8 protein-coding genes, 3 rRNA genes and 1 pseudogene are annotated in these 19,837 nt (G+C 69.7%); 10 read left to right on the top strand and 2 right to left on the bottom strand.

Annotation, left to right across the window (positions count from 1 at the left end):
• Positions 1–6 precede the first annotated feature (6 nt).
• The gene (locus ACT17Q_RS11965) at positions 7–2,313 is read right to left on the bottom strand and encodes a hypothetical protein (protein WP_444662651.1); all 2,307 of its coding nucleotides are present in this window, start codon (positions 2,311–2,313) and stop codon (positions 7–9) included.
• A 333-nt stretch (positions 2,314–2,646) separates the two neighbouring features.
• Here ACT17Q_RS11965 and ACT17Q_RS11960 point away from each other — a divergent pair, with 333 nt between their 5' ends.
• From ACT17Q_RS11960 to rrf, 6 genes are all read left to right on the top strand, one after another.
• Positions 2,647–4,527 carry a hypothetical protein gene (locus ACT17Q_RS11960; protein ID WP_444662649.1) on the top strand — a complete coding sequence of 627 codons (1,881 nt, stop codon included), beginning with the start codon at positions 2,647–2,649 and terminating at the stop codon, positions 4,525–4,527.
• Positions 4,524–5,540 (top strand): hypothetical protein, encoded by a 1,017-nt coding sequence (locus ACT17Q_RS11955; RefSeq protein WP_444662647.1) that lies wholly within the window; start codon positions 4,524–4,526, stop codon positions 5,538–5,540. The genes ACT17Q_RS11960 and ACT17Q_RS11955 overlap by 4 nt, the downstream gene beginning before the upstream one ends.
• 60 nt (positions 5,541–5,600) lie before the next feature.
• On the top strand, positions 5,601–6,527 hold the full coding sequence (locus ACT17Q_RS11950; RefSeq protein ID WP_094182038.1) for a tetratricopeptide repeat protein: 927 nt from the start codon (positions 5,601–5,603) through the stop codon (positions 6,525–6,527).
• Positions 6,528–7,372: 845 nt separating this feature from the next.
• Positions 7,373–8,891, top strand: a 16S ribosomal RNA gene (locus ACT17Q_RS11945).
• A gap of 429 nt (positions 8,892–9,320) precedes the next feature.
• Positions 9,321–12,429, top strand: a 23S ribosomal RNA gene (locus ACT17Q_RS11940).
• 96 nt (positions 12,430–12,525) lie between these two features.
• Positions 12,526–12,642 (top strand): 5S ribosomal RNA (rrf, locus tag ACT17Q_RS11935).
• Together the 16S, 23S and 5S rRNA genes form the textbook arrangement of a ribosomal RNA operon.
• A 337-nt stretch (positions 12,643–12,979) precedes the next feature.
• Here rrf and ACT17Q_RS11930 read toward each other — a convergent pair.
• Positions 12,980–13,165: pseudogene (locus tag ACT17Q_RS11930) on the bottom strand (GNAT family N-acetyltransferase); the annotation flags it as partial.
• 564 nt (positions 13,166–13,729) lie between these two features.
• Between ACT17Q_RS11930 and ACT17Q_RS11925 the strand changes: the two are divergent.
• From ACT17Q_RS11925 to ACT17Q_RS11910, 4 genes are all read left to right on the top strand, one after another.
• A complete protein-coding gene (locus ACT17Q_RS11925; protein ID WP_444662645.1) occupies positions 13,730–15,775 on the top strand; it encodes a beta-galactosidase in 2,046 nt (681 codons plus the stop codon).
• Between the two features lie 99 nt (positions 15,776–15,874).
• Positions 15,875–17,137, top strand: coding sequence for a sugar ABC transporter substrate-binding protein (locus ACT17Q_RS11920; protein ID WP_444662643.1), 1,263 nt, complete (start codon positions 15,875–15,877; stop codon positions 17,135–17,137).
• A gap of 85 nt (positions 17,138–17,222) precedes the next feature.
• On the top strand, positions 17,223–18,857 hold the full coding sequence (locus ACT17Q_RS11915; RefSeq protein WP_444662641.1) for an ABC transporter permease subunit: 1,635 nt from the start codon (positions 17,223–17,225) through the stop codon (positions 18,855–18,857).
• A complete protein-coding gene (locus ACT17Q_RS11910; protein ID WP_444662639.1) occupies positions 18,857–19,765 on the top strand; it encodes a sugar ABC transporter permease in 909 nt (302 codons plus the stop codon). Before ACT17Q_RS11915 ends, ACT17Q_RS11910 begins: the two co-directional genes overlap by 1 nt.
• The last annotated feature ends 72 nt before the right edge of the window (positions 19,766–19,837 follow it).

Genomic DNA, 19,837 nt, shown 5'->3' with positions numbered 1-19,837 from the left:
GCGGCCTCAGCGCGAGCCGACCTGCTCGTCGTCCGCGTCGCTGCGTGCCTCGTCGTCGTGCTGCGCGGCGGCCGTGTCGTCGGCCGGCTCGGCCGCGCCGTCCGGGGCGTCCTGCGGGCGCTCGCCGTCGGCCTCGGCCTCCGCGACCCCGTCGGTCTGCCCGTCGCCCTGAGCCGTGGCCTGGGCGTCGACCTGCTCCGCGGGCGCGGGGCCGCTCTGCTCCTCGGCGGCGTCCTTGCTCGGCTCGTCGGCCGGCTCCGGCGCGGGGTCGTCGACCGCGACCGGTGCGGGTGCGGCGGACAGCGGCGCGGGCCGCGACTTCGCGCGCGCCTTCGCCGCGGGCCGGGCGGGGGCCGGGGACTTCGCCGCCGGGGGCGTCGTACGCTCCGGCGCCGCGGGCGCGGCCGACGCAGCCGCTGCGGTCGCCGTCGCTGCGGGGCCGTTGGCCGCCGCGAACTCGGCCTCGGCGCGCCGCGCCCGCTCGACCGACGCGCTCGTGGGCTCGCTGCCCAGCAGGCCGCGCAGCTCGTCGAGGTACGTCGTGATCGACTCCCGCTGCCGGTTGAGGTCCTCGACCTGGCGTGCCGCGGTCGTCCGCTCGCGCTCGGACTCGGTCATGGCCTCCGAGATCTGCTTCTCGGCGTGCTCGCGCGCCTCCGCGACGACCTTGTCGGCGTTCCGCCGCGCGTTCGCGAGCAGCTCCTTGGCGTGCGTCTCGGCGTCCACGCGGACCTTCTCGGCGTGCACGAGCGCCTTGGCGACGCGCTCCTCGGCGTCGGCCGCGTGTGCCTCGGCGTCCCGCACGAGACGCTCGGTCTCGGCGCGCGCGGCGTCGTGCCGGGCCGCGTCCTCACGCTCGCTCGCCTCGCGGCGCGACGCGATCTCCAGCTCGGCGTCCGCGAGGCGCTGCTCGGCCTCGCGGACGAGCTCGTCGGCGCGCGCCTTGGCGTTCGCGAACGTCTCGCCCGCGGAACGACGCGCCTCGGTGAGGACACGCTCGGTGTCGAGGCGCGTCTGCTCGCGCTGCTCGCGCGTCTCGCGCTCGGTCGTCGCGCGCAGCTCCGCCGCCTCGCGCGTCGTCGTCTCCCGCAGCTCGGTGGTCTCTCGCTCGGTGCTCTCGCGCAGGTGCGTGGTCTCGGACGCGACGCGCTCGCGCAGCTCGGCGGCCTCGCGCTCGGCCGCGGCGCGGACCTCCGCCGCGTACTGCTCGGCCTCGGTGCGGGCGAGCACGACCGCCTGGTCGGCCTGCTGGCGCAGCGCCGCGACCTCGTCGTTCACGCTCGCCCGCAGCTCACCCGTCTCCCGGTCGGCCTGGGCGCGCACGAACGCCGAGTACTGGTCCGCCTCGGTGCGCAGCGCCGCGACCTCGGCGGCGACGCGCTGCTGGAGCGCGGTGGCGTCGCGCTCCGCCGCGGCGCGCGTGCTGTCGGCGAACTCCTGCGCCTGGGTGCGCAGCGTGGTCGCCGCGTTCTCGGCCTCCTGCCGCACCTGCGCGGCCTCGACCGCGACGGTCGCGCGCAGCTCGGCGGAGTACCGCTCGGCCTCCGCCCGCAGCGCCGCGGCCTCGGCCTCGGTGCGCGTGCGCAGGTTCGTCGTCTCCTCGTCGGCCGTCTGCCGCAGGTCCTGCGCGTACCGGTCGGCCTCGTCGCGCAGCGCGGTCGTCTCGGCCTCGGTGCGTGCGCGCAGCTCGCTCGCGGTGCGCTCGGTCGCCACACGCAGCTGCGTCGCCTCGTGCTCGACCGTCGCGCGCAGCGTCCCCAGCTCACGCTCGAGCGTCGTGCGGCGCTCCGACTCCTCGGTCGTGATGGCGCTCTGGATGCGGGCGGCCTCGCGCTCCGCGGATCCGACGAGCTCCTCGGCCCGGCGCTGTGCGGCGACGAGCGTGCTCTCCGCCTCGGTCGCGGCGGTCGAGCGGACCTCCTCCGCCTCGCGGCGCGCGGTCGCGAGCAGCTCGGCGACCTCGTTCTCGGCGCGGGCGCGCAGCTGGCCGGCGGCGAGCTTGGCCCGCGCGAGCGCGTCCGCGGCCTGCGCGTTGGCCTGCGTGACGACGTCGGACGACTGCTCCTCGGCGGACCGCAGGAGCTGCTCGATCCGCGAGCCCAGGCCGGAGTACGTGGGCCGCTCGGCCTCGCGCAGCTGACGGTGCGCCTCGGACAGCTCGCCCGCGATCTGCAGGGACTTGGAGTCGAGGGCCTCGACCTGGGCGCGGGTGTCCGCGAGCGCCTGCTCGAGGCTCGCGATCCGGGCGTCGACGGCCTCACGCTCGTACCCGCGGAAGTTGACGACGGGGAACTGCGGCCGGGCTTCGGGCACGAGACTTCCTCCTCGGTGGCGTGGGCCGGGCTGATGGCGATGTCGCCGAGCCGCCGGCGCGCGTGGACGGCGGCTCCGGGCCCTGCGCCAGGATAGTGGCTGCGGTCGGGGTGCCGGTGGTCGGCCTGGTGACGGGCCCGGTGCCCGGCTCACGCTCGGCCCCGGGGGCGGCCCGGTGCCCGCGCCTGGTGGCGGGCAGGGTGTCGCCGTCGTGTGGACAGGATGTGCAGGTCGTCGTCGGCGCTGCCCGGAATGCCCGGATATGCCCGGTCGTGTCGTCGCGGTTCGCGGTCCTGCGCCTATCCTGGGCGTCTCCGCCCGAGAGGACTGTGCGTGCGCAAGCGAGTGATCACGGCCGCCGCCGGCGTCGTCGGACTGGTCGTCATCGGCCTCGGTGTCGCATCGGCGACGGTGTGGCGTGCCGACGACGTGATGGTCGCGACGACGACCGCGTCGTCGCACGTCGTCGTCACCGACCCCGGCGTCCTCGAGCTCGGCGGCGACCCCGCGACCGTGCGGGTGACGGCCTCCGACGGCGCCGAGGTCGTCGTCGTGGTGGGCCGCGACACCGACGTCGACGGGTGGGTCGGCTCCGACGCCTACACGCGCGTCACGGGGCTGTCGGCCTGGGACCGCCTCGCGACGACGACGGGCGAGCCGGACCCGGCAGCCGTCCCCACCGACGCGCCGACTCCCGCGTCGACGCCCGCCGCGACCGGGTCGCCGAAGGCTGCCGCGACCGCGGCCGCGACGAGCGCCGCCTCGTCGGCGGCATCCGCCGCGCCGACCGGGAAGGCGACCGCCGACGCGAAGGCTCCCGCCACCCCCACGCAGGCCAGCCCCGCGGGCAACGACAACTGGGTGGCGCAGGCGACGGGCGACGGCAGCGCCGAGCTCGTGTGGCCCGCGCAGCCGGGACGGTGGAGCCTGCTCGCGGTGAGCCGCGGCGAGGTCGAGCCGACCCTCGAGATCTCCTGGCCGCGCGTCGTGACGACCCCGTGGCTGTGGCCGTGCGTGGTCGTCGGTGCGCTGCTCGTCGCGGCGGCCGGGGTCGTCCTGCTGCGTGACTGGTCCTCGCGCCGCACCGGCAGCTGGGAGCCGGTGCACACCGGCAGCGTCCCGGTGGCCGCGGCCGAGGGGCAGCCGCTCACCCGCCGCCAGATCCGCGAGGCGCAGGAGGCGGCCCGGTCCGGCCGGCCGCCCACCGGCGGCGTCCCGCGCGTGACCGGCCCGCAGCAGACGGTCCACCCCCCGCACGAGGAGGGACGCCACTCCGCGACCCCCGCCCTGACGCCGATCCCGCCGCTCACCCCCGGGCCTGCCACCGCAGGGTCCGCTGCCCCTGGCGCCGCGACCGTGACGCGTCCCGACGACGCGCGCACGGCCTCGTCGGCGCCCGTCAGCTCGTCCGCCGCGGCGTCGGCGCCGGAGGCGACCACCACCGGCGGTCCCGAGGGCAGGGCGGCCGCGACCATGGCGATCGGCCCCGCGGCACCGTCCGGGGACCAGCGTCCGCCGAGCCGTCGCGCGCTGCGCGGCAGCTCGACGCCCACCTCGGCGATCCCCGTCGTCCACGACACCGCAGGCGCCGCACCGTCGGCTGCGCCCACGTCGCGCCCCGCCGGCCCCGGGCCGTCCGCTCCGCAGCCGCCCCGGCCCGGCGCGAACCCGGCACCGTCGACGCCCGGCGCGCGCCCCGGCCGGCCCGCGCCGGTCGCGGCGACGGGCTACCCCGTCGGTGCTCTGCCGTCGTCCTCGGCGACGTCGCCCACCGGCGGGCGGCCGGGCCACGCGGGTGCGCCGAGCGCTCCGGCCCCGAACGCCCAGGCGCCGAACGCCCAGTCTCCGAACGTCCAGTCTCCGAACGCTGCCGCTCCGGCCCCGTCCGGTGCGGCCGCCGCGGACCACACCGGCCGGACCCGCCCGTCGTGGCTCGGCGCCCGGACCCCCGCGGGCCCGACCGCTCCCACCGGCGCGGTCAGCCCGCCCGCCCCGACGTCCCCGTCGGGCGCCGGGCCGGTGCTGCCGAGCCCCGGCGGCTGGGTCCCGCACACGCCCACCGCACCGGGCCCCGACGCGGGGACGCAGCCCGCCGACGAGCGAGCAGGTGAGACGGCAGGGTCACGCGCCGACGCGTGGCGCCGGGCGTGGGGCCTGCCGGCCGCACCGGGCACGGACGACGAGGGCGCGCAGCCGCAGGAGGGACAGCGATGACCGCACGACGGACGTCCGCGCCTCGTCGACTCGTCGGCGTCACCGCCACGGCGACGCTCGCGCTGCTCGTCGGCGCGTGCGCGCCCGAGCTCCCGCAGCCCGCCGCACCCGCCGCCCCCGCGGTGGCCCCCGCCGCGCTGTCCGTGCCGCAGTCCGAGCGCGTGCTGACCGCGCTGGGCGACGTGCTCTCGACCGCCGACGAGAAGCTGGACGCCGCCGCGCTCGAGCCGCGCGTCGAGGGCCCGGCGCTGTCCATGCGCACCGCGGAGTACGTGCGCGCGTCGGCGACCGACGGCGCCAAGCAGCCGACGTCCTTGCCGACGTCGGCCCTCGCGATGGTGGTGCCGCAGACGACGGCGTGGTCGCGCACGCAGCTCGTCGTGACCGAGCAGCCCGAGGACCTGCAGGCCCAGCGCATCCTCGTCCTGAGGCAGGACGCACCCCGTGCGGTGTACAAGCTGTGGGGCTGGGCGCGCCTGATGCCCGGCGCGCAGATGCCGGCGACGGCGCCCGCGGACGAAGGGTCCGAGGAGCTCGCGGCCGACGACGACAGCCTGACGATGACGCCCGCCGAGGCGCTCGAGCGCTTCATGGACGTCACGGCGAACGCCGACGCCTCGGAGTACGCCGAGCAGTTCGCGGACAGCCCGCTGGTCGACGAGATGGCGAAGGTCCGCGCGCAGGACCGCTCGTCCATGGGCAAGGTCGGCGAGGCCGCGACGAGCTACGCGGTGGACCCGGTGCCGGTGGCGTCGCTGCGCACGGTCGACGGGGGCGCGATCGTCACGGGTTCGTTCACCGCGGTCGCGCGCATGACGATCACGGGTGAGGGCTCGTCGCTCCCGCTCTCGGACCCGTTCTACGCAGCGCTCGCGGGAACGAGCACGGCGACCAAGGAGTTCAAGCGCACGTACACGGGCGTCGTCGTCCTGTACGTGCCCCCGTCGGGCTCGGACGCGCAGGTGCGCGTGCTCGCGGGCGAGCTCGTGGTGACGGCGGCGACCGCTTCCTGACAGGATCGCGTCGTCCGTGGGCGACGCGTGGCGGACACAGGCACGACGAAGGACGACGCGATGGCACTGAACGACCCCCAGGGACCCCGGCTCGACGCGAGGGGGGCCGTCGACCTGTCTGCCCTCGCGAAGCCCACCCCGCCGCCCGGCACGCCCGGCGGGCTGCCGACGCCCGGCGCGTACGTCGTCGACGTCGACGAGGCGTCGTTCCCCGAGCTGGTGCGCCACTCGACCCAGTACCCGGTCCTGGTGGTCCTGTGGGCGACGTGGTCCGAGGCCAGCCAGCAGGTCGTCGCGGACCTGGCCGCGCTGGCGGACGAGGACGGGGGCCGGTGGCTGCTCGCCCGGGTCGACCTCGACGCGAACCCGCAGATCGCGCAGGCGTTCGGGGCGCAGTCGGCCCCGATGGTCGCGGCGGTGCTGGCAGGGCAGCCCGTCCCGCTGTTCCAGGGTCCGGCGCCGCGCGAGCAGATCCGCCCGGTGATCGACCAGGTCCTGCAGGCCGCACAGGCGAACGGCCTGACCGGGACGGTGACGCCGCGCGAGGTGTCGCAGGAGGAGCCCGAGCCCGAGCTGCCGCCGCTGCACCAGGCGGCGTACGACGCGATCGAGCGCGACGACCTCGAGGCGGCGAGCGCCGCGTACGAGCAGGCGCTGCGGGAGAACCCGCGGGACCACGACGCGCGTGCGGGGCTCGCGCAGGTGGGGCTGCTGGCCCGCACGCGTGACGCGGACCTCGGCGCGGTGCGGGCAGCCGCGGCGGACCGCCCGACCGACGTGGACGCGCAGCTCGCGGTCGCGGACCTCGACGTGCTGGGCGGGAAGGTGGGCGACGCGTTCGAGCGCCTGGTCGACCTCCTGCGTGCGACCGCGGGCGACGACCGCGAGCGGGTCCGGGTCCGGCTGGTCGAGCTGTTCGACGTCGTCGGCGGCGAGGACCCGCGCGTCGTGGCCGCCCGCCGCGCCATGGCGAGCGCCCTGTACTGACGAGGGCACCTACTGACGAGGGCACCGACGGCGACGCGGACCATGCCGCGAGCTGGCCAGGCGCAGACGAGCCGACGAGCCTGACCCGCCGGCGCCGTCCGAGCGCGATGCCGGACGGACGCGGGCCCGACCCGCTCGTCATCCGGACACGAGGCCGGCCCCCACTGCGGGGGCCGGCCTCGTGCATGCGGGACGTTCCTGGCGCGCGACCGCTCATCGACCCGTCGGGTCACCGCGCGCGACGAGTCGTTCCGGGCACGCCGAACAGCCGCCGACCGTGCCGTGCTGGCCCCTCGGGGCCGCCGCAGGGTGCCGGATCCGCATGATCATGGGTATCCGCGCGCGGTGACCGGCGTCACGCAGCCGCGGATTTGATCTCCGCGCCATCCGCTGCGTAATCTTCTCGATGTCGCCCGGCAGGGAGGAACGGACACCGCGGATCGAACCGCGATGGCTGGTCCCGCAGGTGACGCCCCCCGGAGCTCCTCGAGCCGACGACCATGTCGCCGGCATTGAGAGGCGCGCCGGCTGCGGGCCCGACCGATCAACGAACCGCTGACAAGCGGTTTGACGAGAGGAACCGGATCCGCTAAGTTAGAGAGGTTGCCTCCGGGCCGGATCGAAAGATCACGAACGGATGCGCGTCTGTTCCTTGAGAACTCAACAGTGTGCCAAGTAGTCGATGCCATATGGCCTGCCTGATGTTGTCGGGTGGGTTGTTGGTTGAGATGGGGATCTGCCGTCCACCCCGTGGGTGGTGGGTCCTTGATTGAAGCCGAATCTTGGTCCGTTCGGACCGTTCGTAATGTTTGTTGCCTGGTTTTCGGATCGGGTGGCGCAAGACATTGACGGAGAGTTTGATTCTGGCTCAGGACGAACGCTGGCGGCGTGCTTAACACATGCAAGTCGAACGGTGAAGACCAGCTTGCTGGTTGGATCAGTGGCGAACGGGTGAGTAACACGTGAGCAACCTGCCCTTCACTCTGGGATAAGCCCTGGAAACGGGGTCTAATACCGGATATGACATTCCTGCGCATGTGGGGGTGTGGAAAGATTTATCGGTGGGGGATGGGCTCGCGGCCTATCAGCTTGTTGGTGGGGTGATGGCCTACCAAGGCGACGACGGGTAGCCGGCCTGAGAGGGCGACCGGCCACACTGGGACTGAGACACGGCCCAGACTCCTACGGGAGGCAGCAGTGGGGAATATTGCACAATGGGCGCAAGCCTGATGCAGCGACGCCGCGTGAGGGATGACGGCCTTCGGGTTGTAAACCTCTTTCAGCAGGGAAGAAGCGAAAGTGACGGTACCTGCAGAAGAAGCGCCGGCTAACTACGTGCCAGCAGCCGCGGTGATACGTAGGGCGCAAGCGTTGTCCGGAATTATTGGGCGTAAAGAGCTCGTAGGCGGTTAGTCGCGTCTGCTGTGAAAACTCGAGGCTCAACCTCGGGCTTGCAGTGGGTACGGGCTGACTAGAGTGCGGTAGGGGTGACTGGAATTCCTGGTGTAGCGGTGGAATGCGCAGATATCAGGAGGAACACCGATGGCGAAGGCAGGTCACTGGGCCGCAACTGACGCTGAGGAGCGAAAGCATGGGGAGCGAACAGGATTAGATACCCTGGTAGTCCATGCCGTAAACGTTGGGCACTAGGTGTGGGACCCATTCCACGGGTTCCGTGCCGCAGCTAACGCATTAAGTGCCCCGCCTGGGGAGTACGGCCGCAAGGCTAAAACTCAAAGAAATTGACGGGGGCCCGCACAAGCGGCGGAGCATGCGGATTAATTCGATGCAACGCGAAGAACCTTACCAAGGCTTGACATACACCGGAAAAGTGCAGAGATGTGCTCCCCGTAAGGTCGGTGTACAGGTGGTGCATGGTTGTCGTCAGCTCGTGTCGTGAGATGTTGGGTTAAGTCCCGCAACGAGCGCAACCCTCGTCCCATGTTGCCAGCGGGTTATGCCGGGGACTCATGGGAGACTGCCGGGGTCAACTCGGAGGAAGGTGGGGATGACGTCAAATCATCATGCCCCTTATGTCTTGGGCTTCACGCATGCTACAATGGCCGGTACAAAGGGCTGCGATACCGTAAGGTGGAGCGAATCCCAAAAAGCCGGTCTCAGTTCGGATTGGGGTCTGCAACTCGACCCCATGAAGTCGGAGTCGCTAGTAATCGCAGATCAGCAACGCTGCGGTGAATACGTTCCCGGGCCTTGTACACACCGCCCGTCAAGTCACGAAAGTCGGTAACACCCGAAGCCGGTGGCCCAACCCTTGGGGGGGAGCCGTCGAAGGTGGGACTGGCGATTGGGACTAAGTCGTAACAAGGTAGCCGTACCGGAAGGTGCGGCTGGATCACCTCCTTTCTAAGGAGCATCTGGCAGCTGGCCGGCCCTGTCGTGGGGTTGGTGCAGGTGTCCAGGCCCATGCCCGTGCCGAGTGTGTGCGGGGTGGTGCTCACGGGTGGAACATCGACTATGGCCTGCTGTTGTGGCAGGTGGCGCCTAGTACGCCTTCGGTCTTCGGGTCGGGGGGTGGGAACGGTTGCTGCCTGGTGCGGTGGTGTGTCTGGCACGCTGTTGGGTCCTGAGGGAACAGCCGGTTGGTTGTTGTCTCGGGGTCGTGCTCCTGGTCGGGTCCCTTGTGTGGGGTCCGGGTCGGGGGTGGTGGCCTTCGGGTCGTCACTGGTCGCGTACCGCGTCGCCTTCGGGTGGTGGCTGGCGGGCTGGGTGTGGCGGGTCGGTCGTTGCTTGAGAACTGCACAGTGGACGCGAGCATCTTTGTAAAGTCTTTGTGGTCAAGTTTATAAGGGCACAGGGTGGATGCCTTGGCACTAGGAGCCGATGAAGGACGTTGTAGCCTGCGATAAGCCTCGGGGAGTTGGCAAACGAACCGTGATCCGAGGATCTCCGAATGGGGAAACCCCGCCGCAGTCATGTGCGGTGACCCACACCTGAATATATAGGGTGTGTGGAGGGAACGCCGGGAAGTGAAACATCTCAGTACCGGCAGGAAGAGATATTCCGTGAGTAGTGGCGAGCGAAAGCGGATCAGGCCAAACCGATCGCGTGTTCAAGCCGGCAGGCGTTGCGCGTTCGGGGTTGTGGGACCTTTCAGTCAGGACTGCCGTCCTGGCAGGGAGTCAGAAAGTCGCGTCATAGTCGAAGGGCATTGAAAGGCCCGGCACAGAGGGTGGTACCCCCGTAGACGAAATGGCGTGGCCTCCCGAGAGGGATCCCAAGTAGCTCCGGGCCCGAGAAACCTGGAGTGAATCTGCACAGACCACTGTGTAAGCCTAAATACTACCTAGTGACCGATAGCGGACAAGTACCGTGAGGGAAAGGTGAAAAGTACCCCGGGAGGGGAGTGAAATAGTACCTGAAACCGTGTGCCTACAATCCGTCGGAGCCTCCCTAGCAGGGGTGACGGCGTGCCTTTTGAAGAATGAGCCTGCGAGTTAGTGGTACGTGGCGAGGTTAACCCGTGTGGGGAAGCCGTAGCGAAAGCGAGTCCGAATAGGGCGTTCATAGTCGCGTGCTCTAGACCCGAAGCGAAGTGATCTAGCCATGGGCAGGTTGAAGCGCGGGTAAGACCGCGTGGAGGACCGAACCCACCTGGGTTGAAAACCGGGGGGATGACCTGTGGTTAGGGGTGAAAGGCCAATCAAACTTCGTGATAGCTGGTTCTCCCCGAAATGCATTTAGGTGCAGCGTCACGCGTTTCTTGCCGGAGGTAGAGCTACTGGATAGCCGATGGGCCCCACCAGGTTACTGACGTTAGCCAAACTCCGAATGCCGGTAAGCCAGAGCGTGGCAGTGAGACTGCGGGGGATAAGCTCCGTAGTCGAGAGGGAAACAGCCCAGACCACCAGCTAAGGCCCCTAAGCGTGTGCTAAGTGGGAAAGGATGTGGAGTTGCACAGACAACCAGGAGGTTGGCTTAGAAGCAGCCACCCTTGAAAGAGTGCGTAATAGCTCACTGGTCAAGTGATTCCGCGCCGACAATGTAGCGGGGCTCAAGCACACCGCCGAAGCTGTGGCATTCACACTTTCGACAAGCCTTCGTGGTTCAGTCGTGTGGATGGGTAGGGGAGCGTCGTGTGGCGGGTGAAGCAGCGGGGTAACCCAGTTGTGGACGCCACACGAGTGAGAATGCAGGCATGAGTAGCGAATGACGGGTGAGAAACCCGTCCGCCGAATGACCAAGGGTTCCAGGGCCAGGCTAATCCGCCCTGGGTAAGTCGGGACCTAAGGCGAGGCCGACAGGCGTAGTCGATGGACAACGGGTTGATATTCCCGTACCGGCGAAGGACCGCCCATACCGAGCCCGGTGATGCTAACCGTCCGAGCCTGTGCACCGTGGCCTTCGGGCCGCACCGCACAGGGGAGCACGGGACCCGAACCGGTAGTAGGTAAGCGTATTAACAGGGGTGACGCAGGAAGGTAGCCAAGCGTGGCGATGGTTGTCCACGTCCAAGGTCGTAGGGCGAGGTGTAGGCAAATCCGCACCTCATGAAGCCTGAGAGCTGACGGTGACCGCGATAGCGGGAATCTGGTGATCCTATGCTGCCTAGAAAAGCCTCGACGCGAGGTCCTAGCCGCCCGTACCCCAAACCGACTCAGGTGGTCAGGTAGAGAATACCAAGGCGATCGAGCGAATCGTGGTTAAGGAACTCGGCAAAATGCCCCCGTAACTTCGGGAGAAGGGGGGCCTGAAGCGTGAACCGACTTGCTCGGGGAGCGTGGAGGGCCGCAGAGACCAGGGAGAAGCGACTGTTTACTAAAAACACAGGTCCGTGCGAAGTCGCAAGACGATGTATACGGACTGACGCCTGCCCGGTGCTGGAAGGTTAAGAGGACGGGTCAGCCGCAAGGCGAAGCTCAGAATTTAAGCCCCAGTAAACGGCGGTGGTAACTATAACCATCCTAAGGTAGCGAAATTCCTTGTCGGGTAAGTTCCGACCTGCACGAATGGCGTAACGACTTCTCCGCTGTCTCAACCGCGAACTCGGCGAAATTGCACTACGAGTAAAGATGCTCGTTACGCGCAGCAGGACGGAAAGACCCCGGGACCTTTACTATAGCTTGGTATTGGTGTTCGGTGCGGCTTGTGTAGGATAGGTGGGAGACTGTGAAGCCGGCACGCCAGTGTCGGTGGAGTCATCGTTGAAATACCACTCTGGTCGCTCTGGATATCTAACCTCGGTCCGTGATCCGGACCAGGGACAGTGCCTGGTGGGTAGTTTAACTGGGGCGGTTGCCTCCTAAAATGTAACGGAGGCGCTCAAAGGTTCCCTCAGCCTGGTTGGCAATCAGGTGGCGAGTGCAAGTGCACAAGGGAGCTTGACTGTGAGACAGACATGTCGAGCAGGGACGAAAGTCGGAACTAGTGATCCGGCGGTGGCTTGTGGAAGCGCCGTCGCTCAACGGATAAAAGGTACCCCGGGGATAACAGGCTGATCTTGCCCAAGAGTCCATATCGACGGCATGGTTTGGCACCTCGATGTCGGCTCGTCGCATCCTGGGGCTGGAGTAGGTCCCAAGGGTTGGGCTGTTCGCCCATTAAAGCGGTACGCGAGCTGGGTTTAGAACGTCGTGAGACAGTTCGGTCCCTATCCGCTGCGCGCGCAGGAAACTTGAGAAGGGCTGTCCCTAGTACGAGAGGACCGGGACGGACGAACCTCTGGTGTGCCAGTTGTTCCGCCAGGAGCACGGCTGGTTGGCTACGTTCGGAAGGGATAACCGCTGAAAGCATCTAAGCGGGAAGCCTGCTTCAAGATGAGGTTTCCACGCCCCTCGGGGCGAGAGGCTCCCAGCTAGAACACTGGGTCGATAGGCCGGATGTGGAAGGCAGGACTAACGACTGCCGCAGCTGACCGGTACTAATCAGCCGACAACTTCACCACAACTTTCATTGCTACGCGTCCACTGTGCGGTTCCCGAGAAACGAACGACACTGTTCGGCTCCGGTCGAACCAGTCCCGTTCACAACTCGACAGCGTTACGGCGGTCATAGCGAAGGGGAAACGCCCGGTCCCATTCCGAACCCGGAAGCTAAGCCCTTCAGCGCCGATGGTACTGCACTCGCCAGGGTGTGGGAGAGTAGGACGCCGCCGGACACCATTCAGAAGAAGCCACCCCACACGGGGTGGCTTCTTCTGTTTTCCGGGCATGTTCGTTCCCGGGCGCCGCTGCGTTCCGGCCGGCTGGCCGGCTCGCAACGGGGTGTGGGGTGGTCGCTGGTGTGCGGCTCAGCGCACGTGGCGCACTTCGGCGAGGTGCACGCTCTCGTCGACGAAGCGGGCGCCGTCCGCGACGAAGCCGTTGCGCTCGTAGAACCGGCGCGCGCGGGTTGCTCTCGGCGACCCAGAGCTGCGCCGGCGTGCGTGGGGCCGGCACGGTGTCGAGCAGCGCCTGGCCGATGCCAGTCCCGCGGTGTGCCCCGAGGACGTACAGCGAGCGGAGCTCGCGGTCGCGCACCGGCTGATGGTCACCGACCTGCCTCCCCGCCCCGGCGATCGCGAAGCCGGCGACCCGTCCGTGCGCCTCGGCGACGGTGACCACCGCGCCGTCGTCGAGCCAGCGTTGCCACGCGTCCTCCCGCCGCGCGAGGGTGTCGGACTGCCAGTGGGCCGCGCGCACCAGCGCGGAGTATGTCTCGAGCCACGACGTGTGGTGGACGTACGCGCACCCGGCCGAGTCGCTGGACGTGGCGGCGCGGATGACGAAGGGCTCGCCGGTCTCGGTGCGCACGGCTCCATCCAGTCGTTCGCGCCGGGAGTCGTGGCGCCGGCGCGGTGTGGTCGGCTGCGCGCAGTCGGTCCGATGCCCATCCCCGCCGGAACGCCCAGCCGCCAAGGGTTCGTGCGTCCCTTGTGAGGTCGTGCGTCTGTCGGGAACTCGTGGGTACGACTGCACGACTTCCCGAGAGGCCCGCGACTCCACGGTGGGGGCCAGACGGGCCGGTGCGGCGGGGGCCAGACGGGCCGGTGCGGCGGGGTCGGCGGGGTGGCGGGCGCCAGGCGGGCAGCGGATGGGTTGGAGGGTTTGCGTGGTTTGGGGCTGTGCACGATCACAGGTGGGTAACGATGAGGTGACAGGACGGGCCGGGGGCTTCCGGTTCTCAGGCCCGCCGTGCTTAGTATGTGCACGTTCACAGGCGGTGACCGTGCACAGGGATGTGCCGGGGCGATACGACGGAGTGTCATGACCTTTGCGAGCTGGCCCACTGGTGGCGCGATCTCGTTCGGCGGCGACTACAACCCCGAGCAGTGGCCGCGTGAGGTGTGGCAGGAGGACGTGGCCCTCATGCGCGAGGCGGGCGTCAACCTGGTGAGCGTCGGGATCTTCTCCTGGGGACTCATCGAGGTCGCGGAGGGGGAGTTCGACTTCTCGTGGCTCGACGAGGTGCTCGACCTGCTGCACGCGCACGGCATCGCGGTCGACCTCGGGACCCCGACCGCGTCGCCGCCCGCGTGGTTCTTCGCCACCTACCCGCAGGCGCGCGTGGTGGCGAAGGACGGGACGGTCCTCGGCTTCGGGTCGCGCGGGATGGCCTCGCCGAGCTCGCCCGAGTACCGCGCTGCGGCGGTGCGCATCGCGTCGCGGCTCGCGGCACGCTACGCGCACCACCCGGCGGTCGTGATGTGGCACGTGCACAACGAGTACGGCGCGCCGGTCGGCGAGGACTTCTCGCAGAACGCGGTCGTCGCGTTCCGCGAGTGGCTGCGTGCGCGGTACGAGTCGCTCGACGCGCTCAACGCGGCATGGGGGACGGCGTTCTGGGGACAGCACTACACGGACTGGGCGCACGTCTCGCCCCCGCACCCGACGCCGACGGTCGGCAACCCGGCGCAGAAGCTCGACTTCGCGCGGTTCTGCGACCACCAGCTGCGCGCGTGCTACATCGCGGAGCGCGATGCGATCCGGGCCCATGCGACGCAGCCGATCACCACGAACTTCATGGCGAACGAGTGCCCGACGACCGACCTGTTCGCGTGGGCCCGCGAGGTCGACGTCGTCTCGAACGACCACTACCTCACCGCGGCCGACGTGCGGAACCACGTGGGCCTGGCGCTCGCCGCCGACCTCACGCGGTCGGTCGCGGGCGGTGCGCCGTGGATCCTCATGGAGCACTCGACGTCGGCCGTGAACTGGCAGCCGCGCAACGTCGCCAAGCGCGCGGGGGAGATGGCCCGCAACTCGCTGTCGCACCTCGCGCGCGGCGCCGACGGGATCCTGTTCTTCCAGTGGCGGGCCTCGCGCTCGGGTGCGGAGAAGTTCCACTCGGCGATGCTGCCGCACGCCGGCACGTCGTCGCGGGTGTGGCGCGAGGTCGTCGAGCTGGGCCGGCACCTGCGCGCGCTGGCACCGCTGCGCGGTGCGCGGGTGCGGGCGCAGGCGGCGATCCTGTGGGACGCAGAGTCGTTCTGGGCGCAGGACCTCGAGTGGCGCCCGTCGGTGGACGTGCGGCACAAGGAGCGGGTGCGCGCCTACTACGAGCGGCTGTGGCGCGACGGTGTCACGGTCGACTTCGTCCACCCGTCGCAGGACCTGTCCGGCTACCGCCTCGTCGTCGCCCCCGCGTCCTACCTGTTGCGGCAGGCGGACGCCGACAACCTCACGCGGTACGTCGAGGACGGCGGGACGCTGCTCGTGTCGTTCTTCTCGGCGGTCGTCGACGAGCACGACGCCGTGCACGCGGGCGGGTACCTCGCCCCGCTGCGCGACGCGCTCGGCGTGGAGGTCGAGGAGTTCCTGCCGCTGCGCGCAGGCGACAGCGCGACCGTCCGCTGGGCGCCCGAGGGCGGCGAACCCGTGACGCTGACCGCCGACGTGTGGCAGGACGACCTCGTGCTGCACGGCGCGCAGGTCGTCGGGACCTACGTCGACGGACCCGCCGCGGGTGGCCCGGCGATCACCCGGCACGCACACGGGGCCGGGCAGGGCTGGTACGTCTCGACCCGGCTCGGCATCGACGAGCTCGCACCGGTGCTCGCTGCGGTGTACACCGACGCGGGCTTGGAGCCCTCGGGGCTGCCCCTCGACGTCGAGGTGGTCACCCGGCACGGCGACGGCGAGGACTTCGTCGTCGCGATCAACCACACCGCCGACGAGGTCAAGGTCGACCTCGGTGCGGGCCAGGAGCTTCTCGGCGCCACGACGGTGACCGGGACGGTCGTGATCCCCGCCGGCTCGGTCGCCGTGCTACGTACGACGACCCCGCAGCTCGGAGGTGATGGCCAACCGTAGAGCCCCGGGCGCCACGCGCGTCCGTTGCAGTTCGGTTCACCTCGTCGCAGCGTCGCGTCACCCAGGGGCAGCGCTGTGGCACCTACCGGAAGGACCCTCATGCGCAAGACCCTGTTCCGCTCGGCGGCCGTGCTGGCAGCCGTGACGATGCTGGCCGCCTGCAGCAGCGGCGGTGACACCCCGGCCGCGACGACGGCCCCGGCCGCCCCCGAGACGAGCGCGGCCCCCGCGGGTGCGACCGGCTCGCTGACCATCTGGGTCGACGAGAACCGCAAGCCGGCCGTCCAGGCCGCGGTGGACATCTACAACGAGACGAACCCCGACGTCGACGTCGAGCTCGTCGTGAAGAACTTCGAGGACATCCGCGCCGACTTCCTCGCGCAGGTCCCCACCGGCGAAGGCCCGGACATCACGATCGGCGCGCACGACTGGCTGGGCTCGTTCATCGTCAACGGCGTCGCCGAGCCCGTCGACCTGGGCGAGAAGGCGTCCCAGTTCGAGAGCGTCGCGACGCAGGCGTTCACGTACGACGGGGCGCTGTACGGCCTGCCGTACGCGCTCGAGTCGATCGCGGTCGTGCGCAACACCGCGCTCGTCGACTCGACGCCCGCGACCTGGGACGAGCTCATCGCCAAGGGCAAGGAGGCGAAGACCAAGTACCCGTTCGTCATCAACACCAACGGCACGACGGGTGACGCCTACACGTACTACGGTCTGCAGACCTCGTTCGGCGCTCCCGTGTTCCAGCAGAACGCGGACGGCTCGTACACCAACGAGATCGGCATGGGCGGCGACGCGGGCCTCGCGTTCGCGAAGTTCCTCGGCGAGAACGGCATGAAGGGCGAGGGCCACTTCAGCACGGACTGGACGTACGACGTGGCGAACCAGGAGTTCGCCGACGGCAACGCGCCGTACACGATCGCCGGCCCCTGGGCCATCGCGACGTTCACCGGTGCGGGCGTCGACGTCGCCGTGGACCCGATCCCGTCGGCAGGCGGGAAGCCCGCCGCCCCGTTCGTCGGGGTCCAGGGGTTCTACCTCTCGTCGCAGAGCGACAGCAAGCTCATCGCGAACGACTTCCTCGTGAACTACGTCGCCACACCGGACGTCATCAAGGCGCTGTACGACGCCGACCCGCGTCTGCCGGCGATGACGTCGGTCGCGGAGCAGGTCGCGTCCGACCCGATCGTCGCGGGCTTCCTCGCCTCGGCGAAGCAGGGCGCACCCATGCCGTCGATCCCGGAGATGGGTGACGTGTGGGAGTTCTGGAACGCGGCCGAGTCCTCGATCATCTCGGGTTCCGCGGAGCCCGAGGCGGCGTGGACGAAGATGCTGGCCGACCTCGAGGCGAAGCTCGGCTGACGGACCGGGTCGGCGGCGCGGCCGCAGGCGTAGCCCGCGCCGCCGACCCTCCCGTTCCCGCACCCGACCCGCCTCCGGAGGAGACATGTCGACCCAGCAGTCGTTCGCCGCCGCCATCGCCGGCGACAGCCCGCCGCCACCGCGGCGTGCCCGCGAGTCCCACGCCCGTTCCTGGAACGGCTTCGGCGTCGGGTTCCTCGCGAAGCTCGGCCTCATGGCCGTCATCAACGCGCTCGGACTCGCGGCGGTCTGGTCCGCCTTCGTGAACGGTGCCTGGGTTCTGCTCGGCGCGATGGTGGTCCTGCTCGTGCTCGCGGACTGGATCTACTTCACGCGGCGCCACGTGCCGCTGAAGTACCTGTTCCCGGGCCTGGCGTTCCTGGCCGTGTTCCAGCTGTTCACCATCGGCTACACCGGCTACGTGGCGCTCACGAACTACGGCACCGGCCACAACGTGAGCCAGGAGCAGGCCGTCGACGCGCTGCTCAGCCAGAACGAGAAGAAGGTCCCCGACTCGCCGAGCTTCCCGCTGACGATCGTCCGCCAGGGCGACGCTCTGGGATTCGCGGTCGTGCAGGGCGGGGCCGCCAAGGTCGGCGCCGCCGACCAGCCGCTCGAGCTCGCGGCCGACGCGACGGTCGTCGACTCCGTGGTCACCGCCGTCCCCGGCTGGGAGGTCGTGCCCAAGGGCCAGGTCCTGTCCGACGCCGTGCTCGCCGACGAGGTGCTCGCGCTGCGGGTCCCGCTCACGGACGAGGCGCAGGACGGCTCGATCCGGACGGGCGACGCGACGATCGGCGCGGTGTACCGCTCGGTCCTGACGTACGACGCGACCGCGCAGACCATGACGAACACCGAGACGGGCGTCGTCTACCGCGCGACCGACGAGGGACGGTTCGTGGCCGACGACGGCACCGCGCTCCCGGTCGGCTGGAAGGTGTTCGTCGGGCTGGAGAACTTCGGCACGGCGTTCACCGACGACACGTACTCCGGACCGCTGGTCAAGATCGTCCTGTGGACGTTCGTGTTCGCGCTCGCGAGCGTGGTCGTCAGCTTCTTCTTCGGCCTCGTGCTCGCGCTGCTCTACAACGACCCGAGGGTGCGCGGGAGGGCCGTGCTGCGCACGCTGTTCATCCTCCCGTACGCGTTTCCCGCGTTCCTGTCCGCGCTCCTGTGGCGCGGGATGCTCAACGCGAACCCCGACTACGGCATCGTCAACCAGCTGTTCTTCTTCGGTGCGCGCATCGAGTGGCTCGACGACCCGACGCTCGCCAAGATCTCGCTGGTCATGGTGAACCTGTGGCTGAGCTACCCGTACTGGTTCCTGGTCTGCACGGGTGCGCTGCAGTCGCTGCCCGACGACGTGCAGGAGGCCGCGCGGATCGACGGTGCGGGCCGCTGGCGCACGTTCCGGTCGATCACGCTGCCGCTGCTGCTGGTCTCGACCGCGCCGCTGCTGATCGCGTCGTTCGCGTTCAACTTCAACAACTTCACGCTGATCTACATGCTCACGGGCGGTGGGCCGCGGTTCACCGACACGTCCGCGACGCTCGGGCACACCGACATCCTGATCTCGATGGTCTACCAGATCTCCGGGGTCTCGGGCGGCCGGGCCGACTACGGCCTCGCGAGCGCCCTGTCGCTCATCATCTTCGTCGTGATCGGTGTGATCTCGGCGCTGATGTTCCGACGCACGCGCCAGCTCGAGGAGGTCAACTGATGAGCACCACGCACGCCCCGGGCTCCGTCATGGCGCGCAACGCGCGGGCGCGGGCGCGCGGCCGGCGCCGCCGCTGGTTCGCCGAGGTGAGCTGGAAGTACGTCGTCGCGGCGGTCGTCGTCGTGTACGCCGCGTTCCCGCTCGTGTACGTGCTGTCCGCGTCGCTCGCCGCGGGGGGCACGCTCACGGGCTCGACAAGCCTGTTCCGTTCGGTCTCCGCGGAGAACTACCAGGCGCTCGACGCCACGCGGTTCTGGCAGTGGGCCGGCAACAGCCTCGTCGTCGCGACCGCCACGGCGATCGGGTCGGTCCTCATGGGGGCCGCGGCCGCGTACGCGTTCTCGCGGTTCCGCTTCTCGGGCCGGCGCACGGGCCTGACCACCCTGCTCATCATCCAGATGTTCCCGCAGATGCTCGCGTTCGTCGCGATCTTCCTGCTGCTGCTGTCGCTCGGGGAGGTCATCCCGGTGCTCGGCCTCAACAGCAAGCTCGCGCTCATCGCGGTGTACCTGGGCGGCGCGCTCGGGTCGAACACGCTGCTCATGTACGGCTTCTTCAACAGCGTGCCGCGCGAGCTCGACGAGGCCGCGAAGATCGACGGCGCCTCGCACTCGCAGATCTACTGGACGATCATCCTGCGCCTCGTGACGCCGATCCTCGCGGTCGTCGGGCTGCTGTCGTTCATCTCGACGTTCGGCGAGTTCATCCTCGCGCGGGTCATCCTCACGTCCGAGAGCAACTGGACGCTCGCGGTCGGGATGTACGGGTGGGTCTCGGACCAGCTCAACGCCAACTGGGGCCTGTTCGCGGCGGGCGCCGTGCTGGCGGCGCTCCCCGTCCTCATGCTCTTCCTCTTCCTGCAGAAGTACATCGTCGGTGGTCTGACCGCCGGCTCCGTGAAGGGCTGACACGCTCCGGTCCCGCCGTCCGCCGCACGCCCCCTGACGTGCGGGCGGCGGGACCGGTCCTACCGAACGACC

The organism is Cellulomonas sp. CW35, from assembly GCF_052378485.1.
GTDB classification, from domain to species: domain Bacteria; phylum Actinomycetota; class Actinomycetes; order Actinomycetales; family Cellulomonadaceae; genus Cellulomonas; species Cellulomonas uda.
The sequence above is the reverse complement of the archived record's forward strand: the minus strand, read 5'-3'. Positions and strand labels throughout refer to the sequence as shown.

Coding starts and splice junctions, on each gene's coding strand:
- ACT17Q_RS11955 (WP_444662647.1), top strand. CDS start 4,524: ATGACCGCACGACGGACGTCCGCGCCTCGTCGACTCGTCGGCGTCACC.
- ACT17Q_RS11950 (WP_094182038.1), top strand. CDS start 5,601: ATGGCACTGAACGACCCCCAGGGACCCCGGCTCGACGCGAGGGGGGCC.
- ACT17Q_RS11925 (WP_444662645.1), top strand. CDS start 13,730: ATGACCTTTGCGAGCTGGCCCACTGGTGGCGCGATCTCGTTCGGCGGC.
- ACT17Q_RS11920 (WP_444662643.1), top strand. CDS start 15,875: ATGCGCAAGACCCTGTTCCGCTCGGCGGCCGTGCTGGCAGCCGTGACG.
- ACT17Q_RS11915 (WP_444662641.1), top strand. CDS start 17,223: ATGTCGACCCAGCAGTCGTTCGCCGCCGCCATCGCCGGCGACAGCCCG.
- ACT17Q_RS11910 (WP_444662639.1), top strand. CDS start 18,857: ATGAGCACCACGCACGCCCCGGGCTCCGTCATGGCGCGCAACGCGCGG.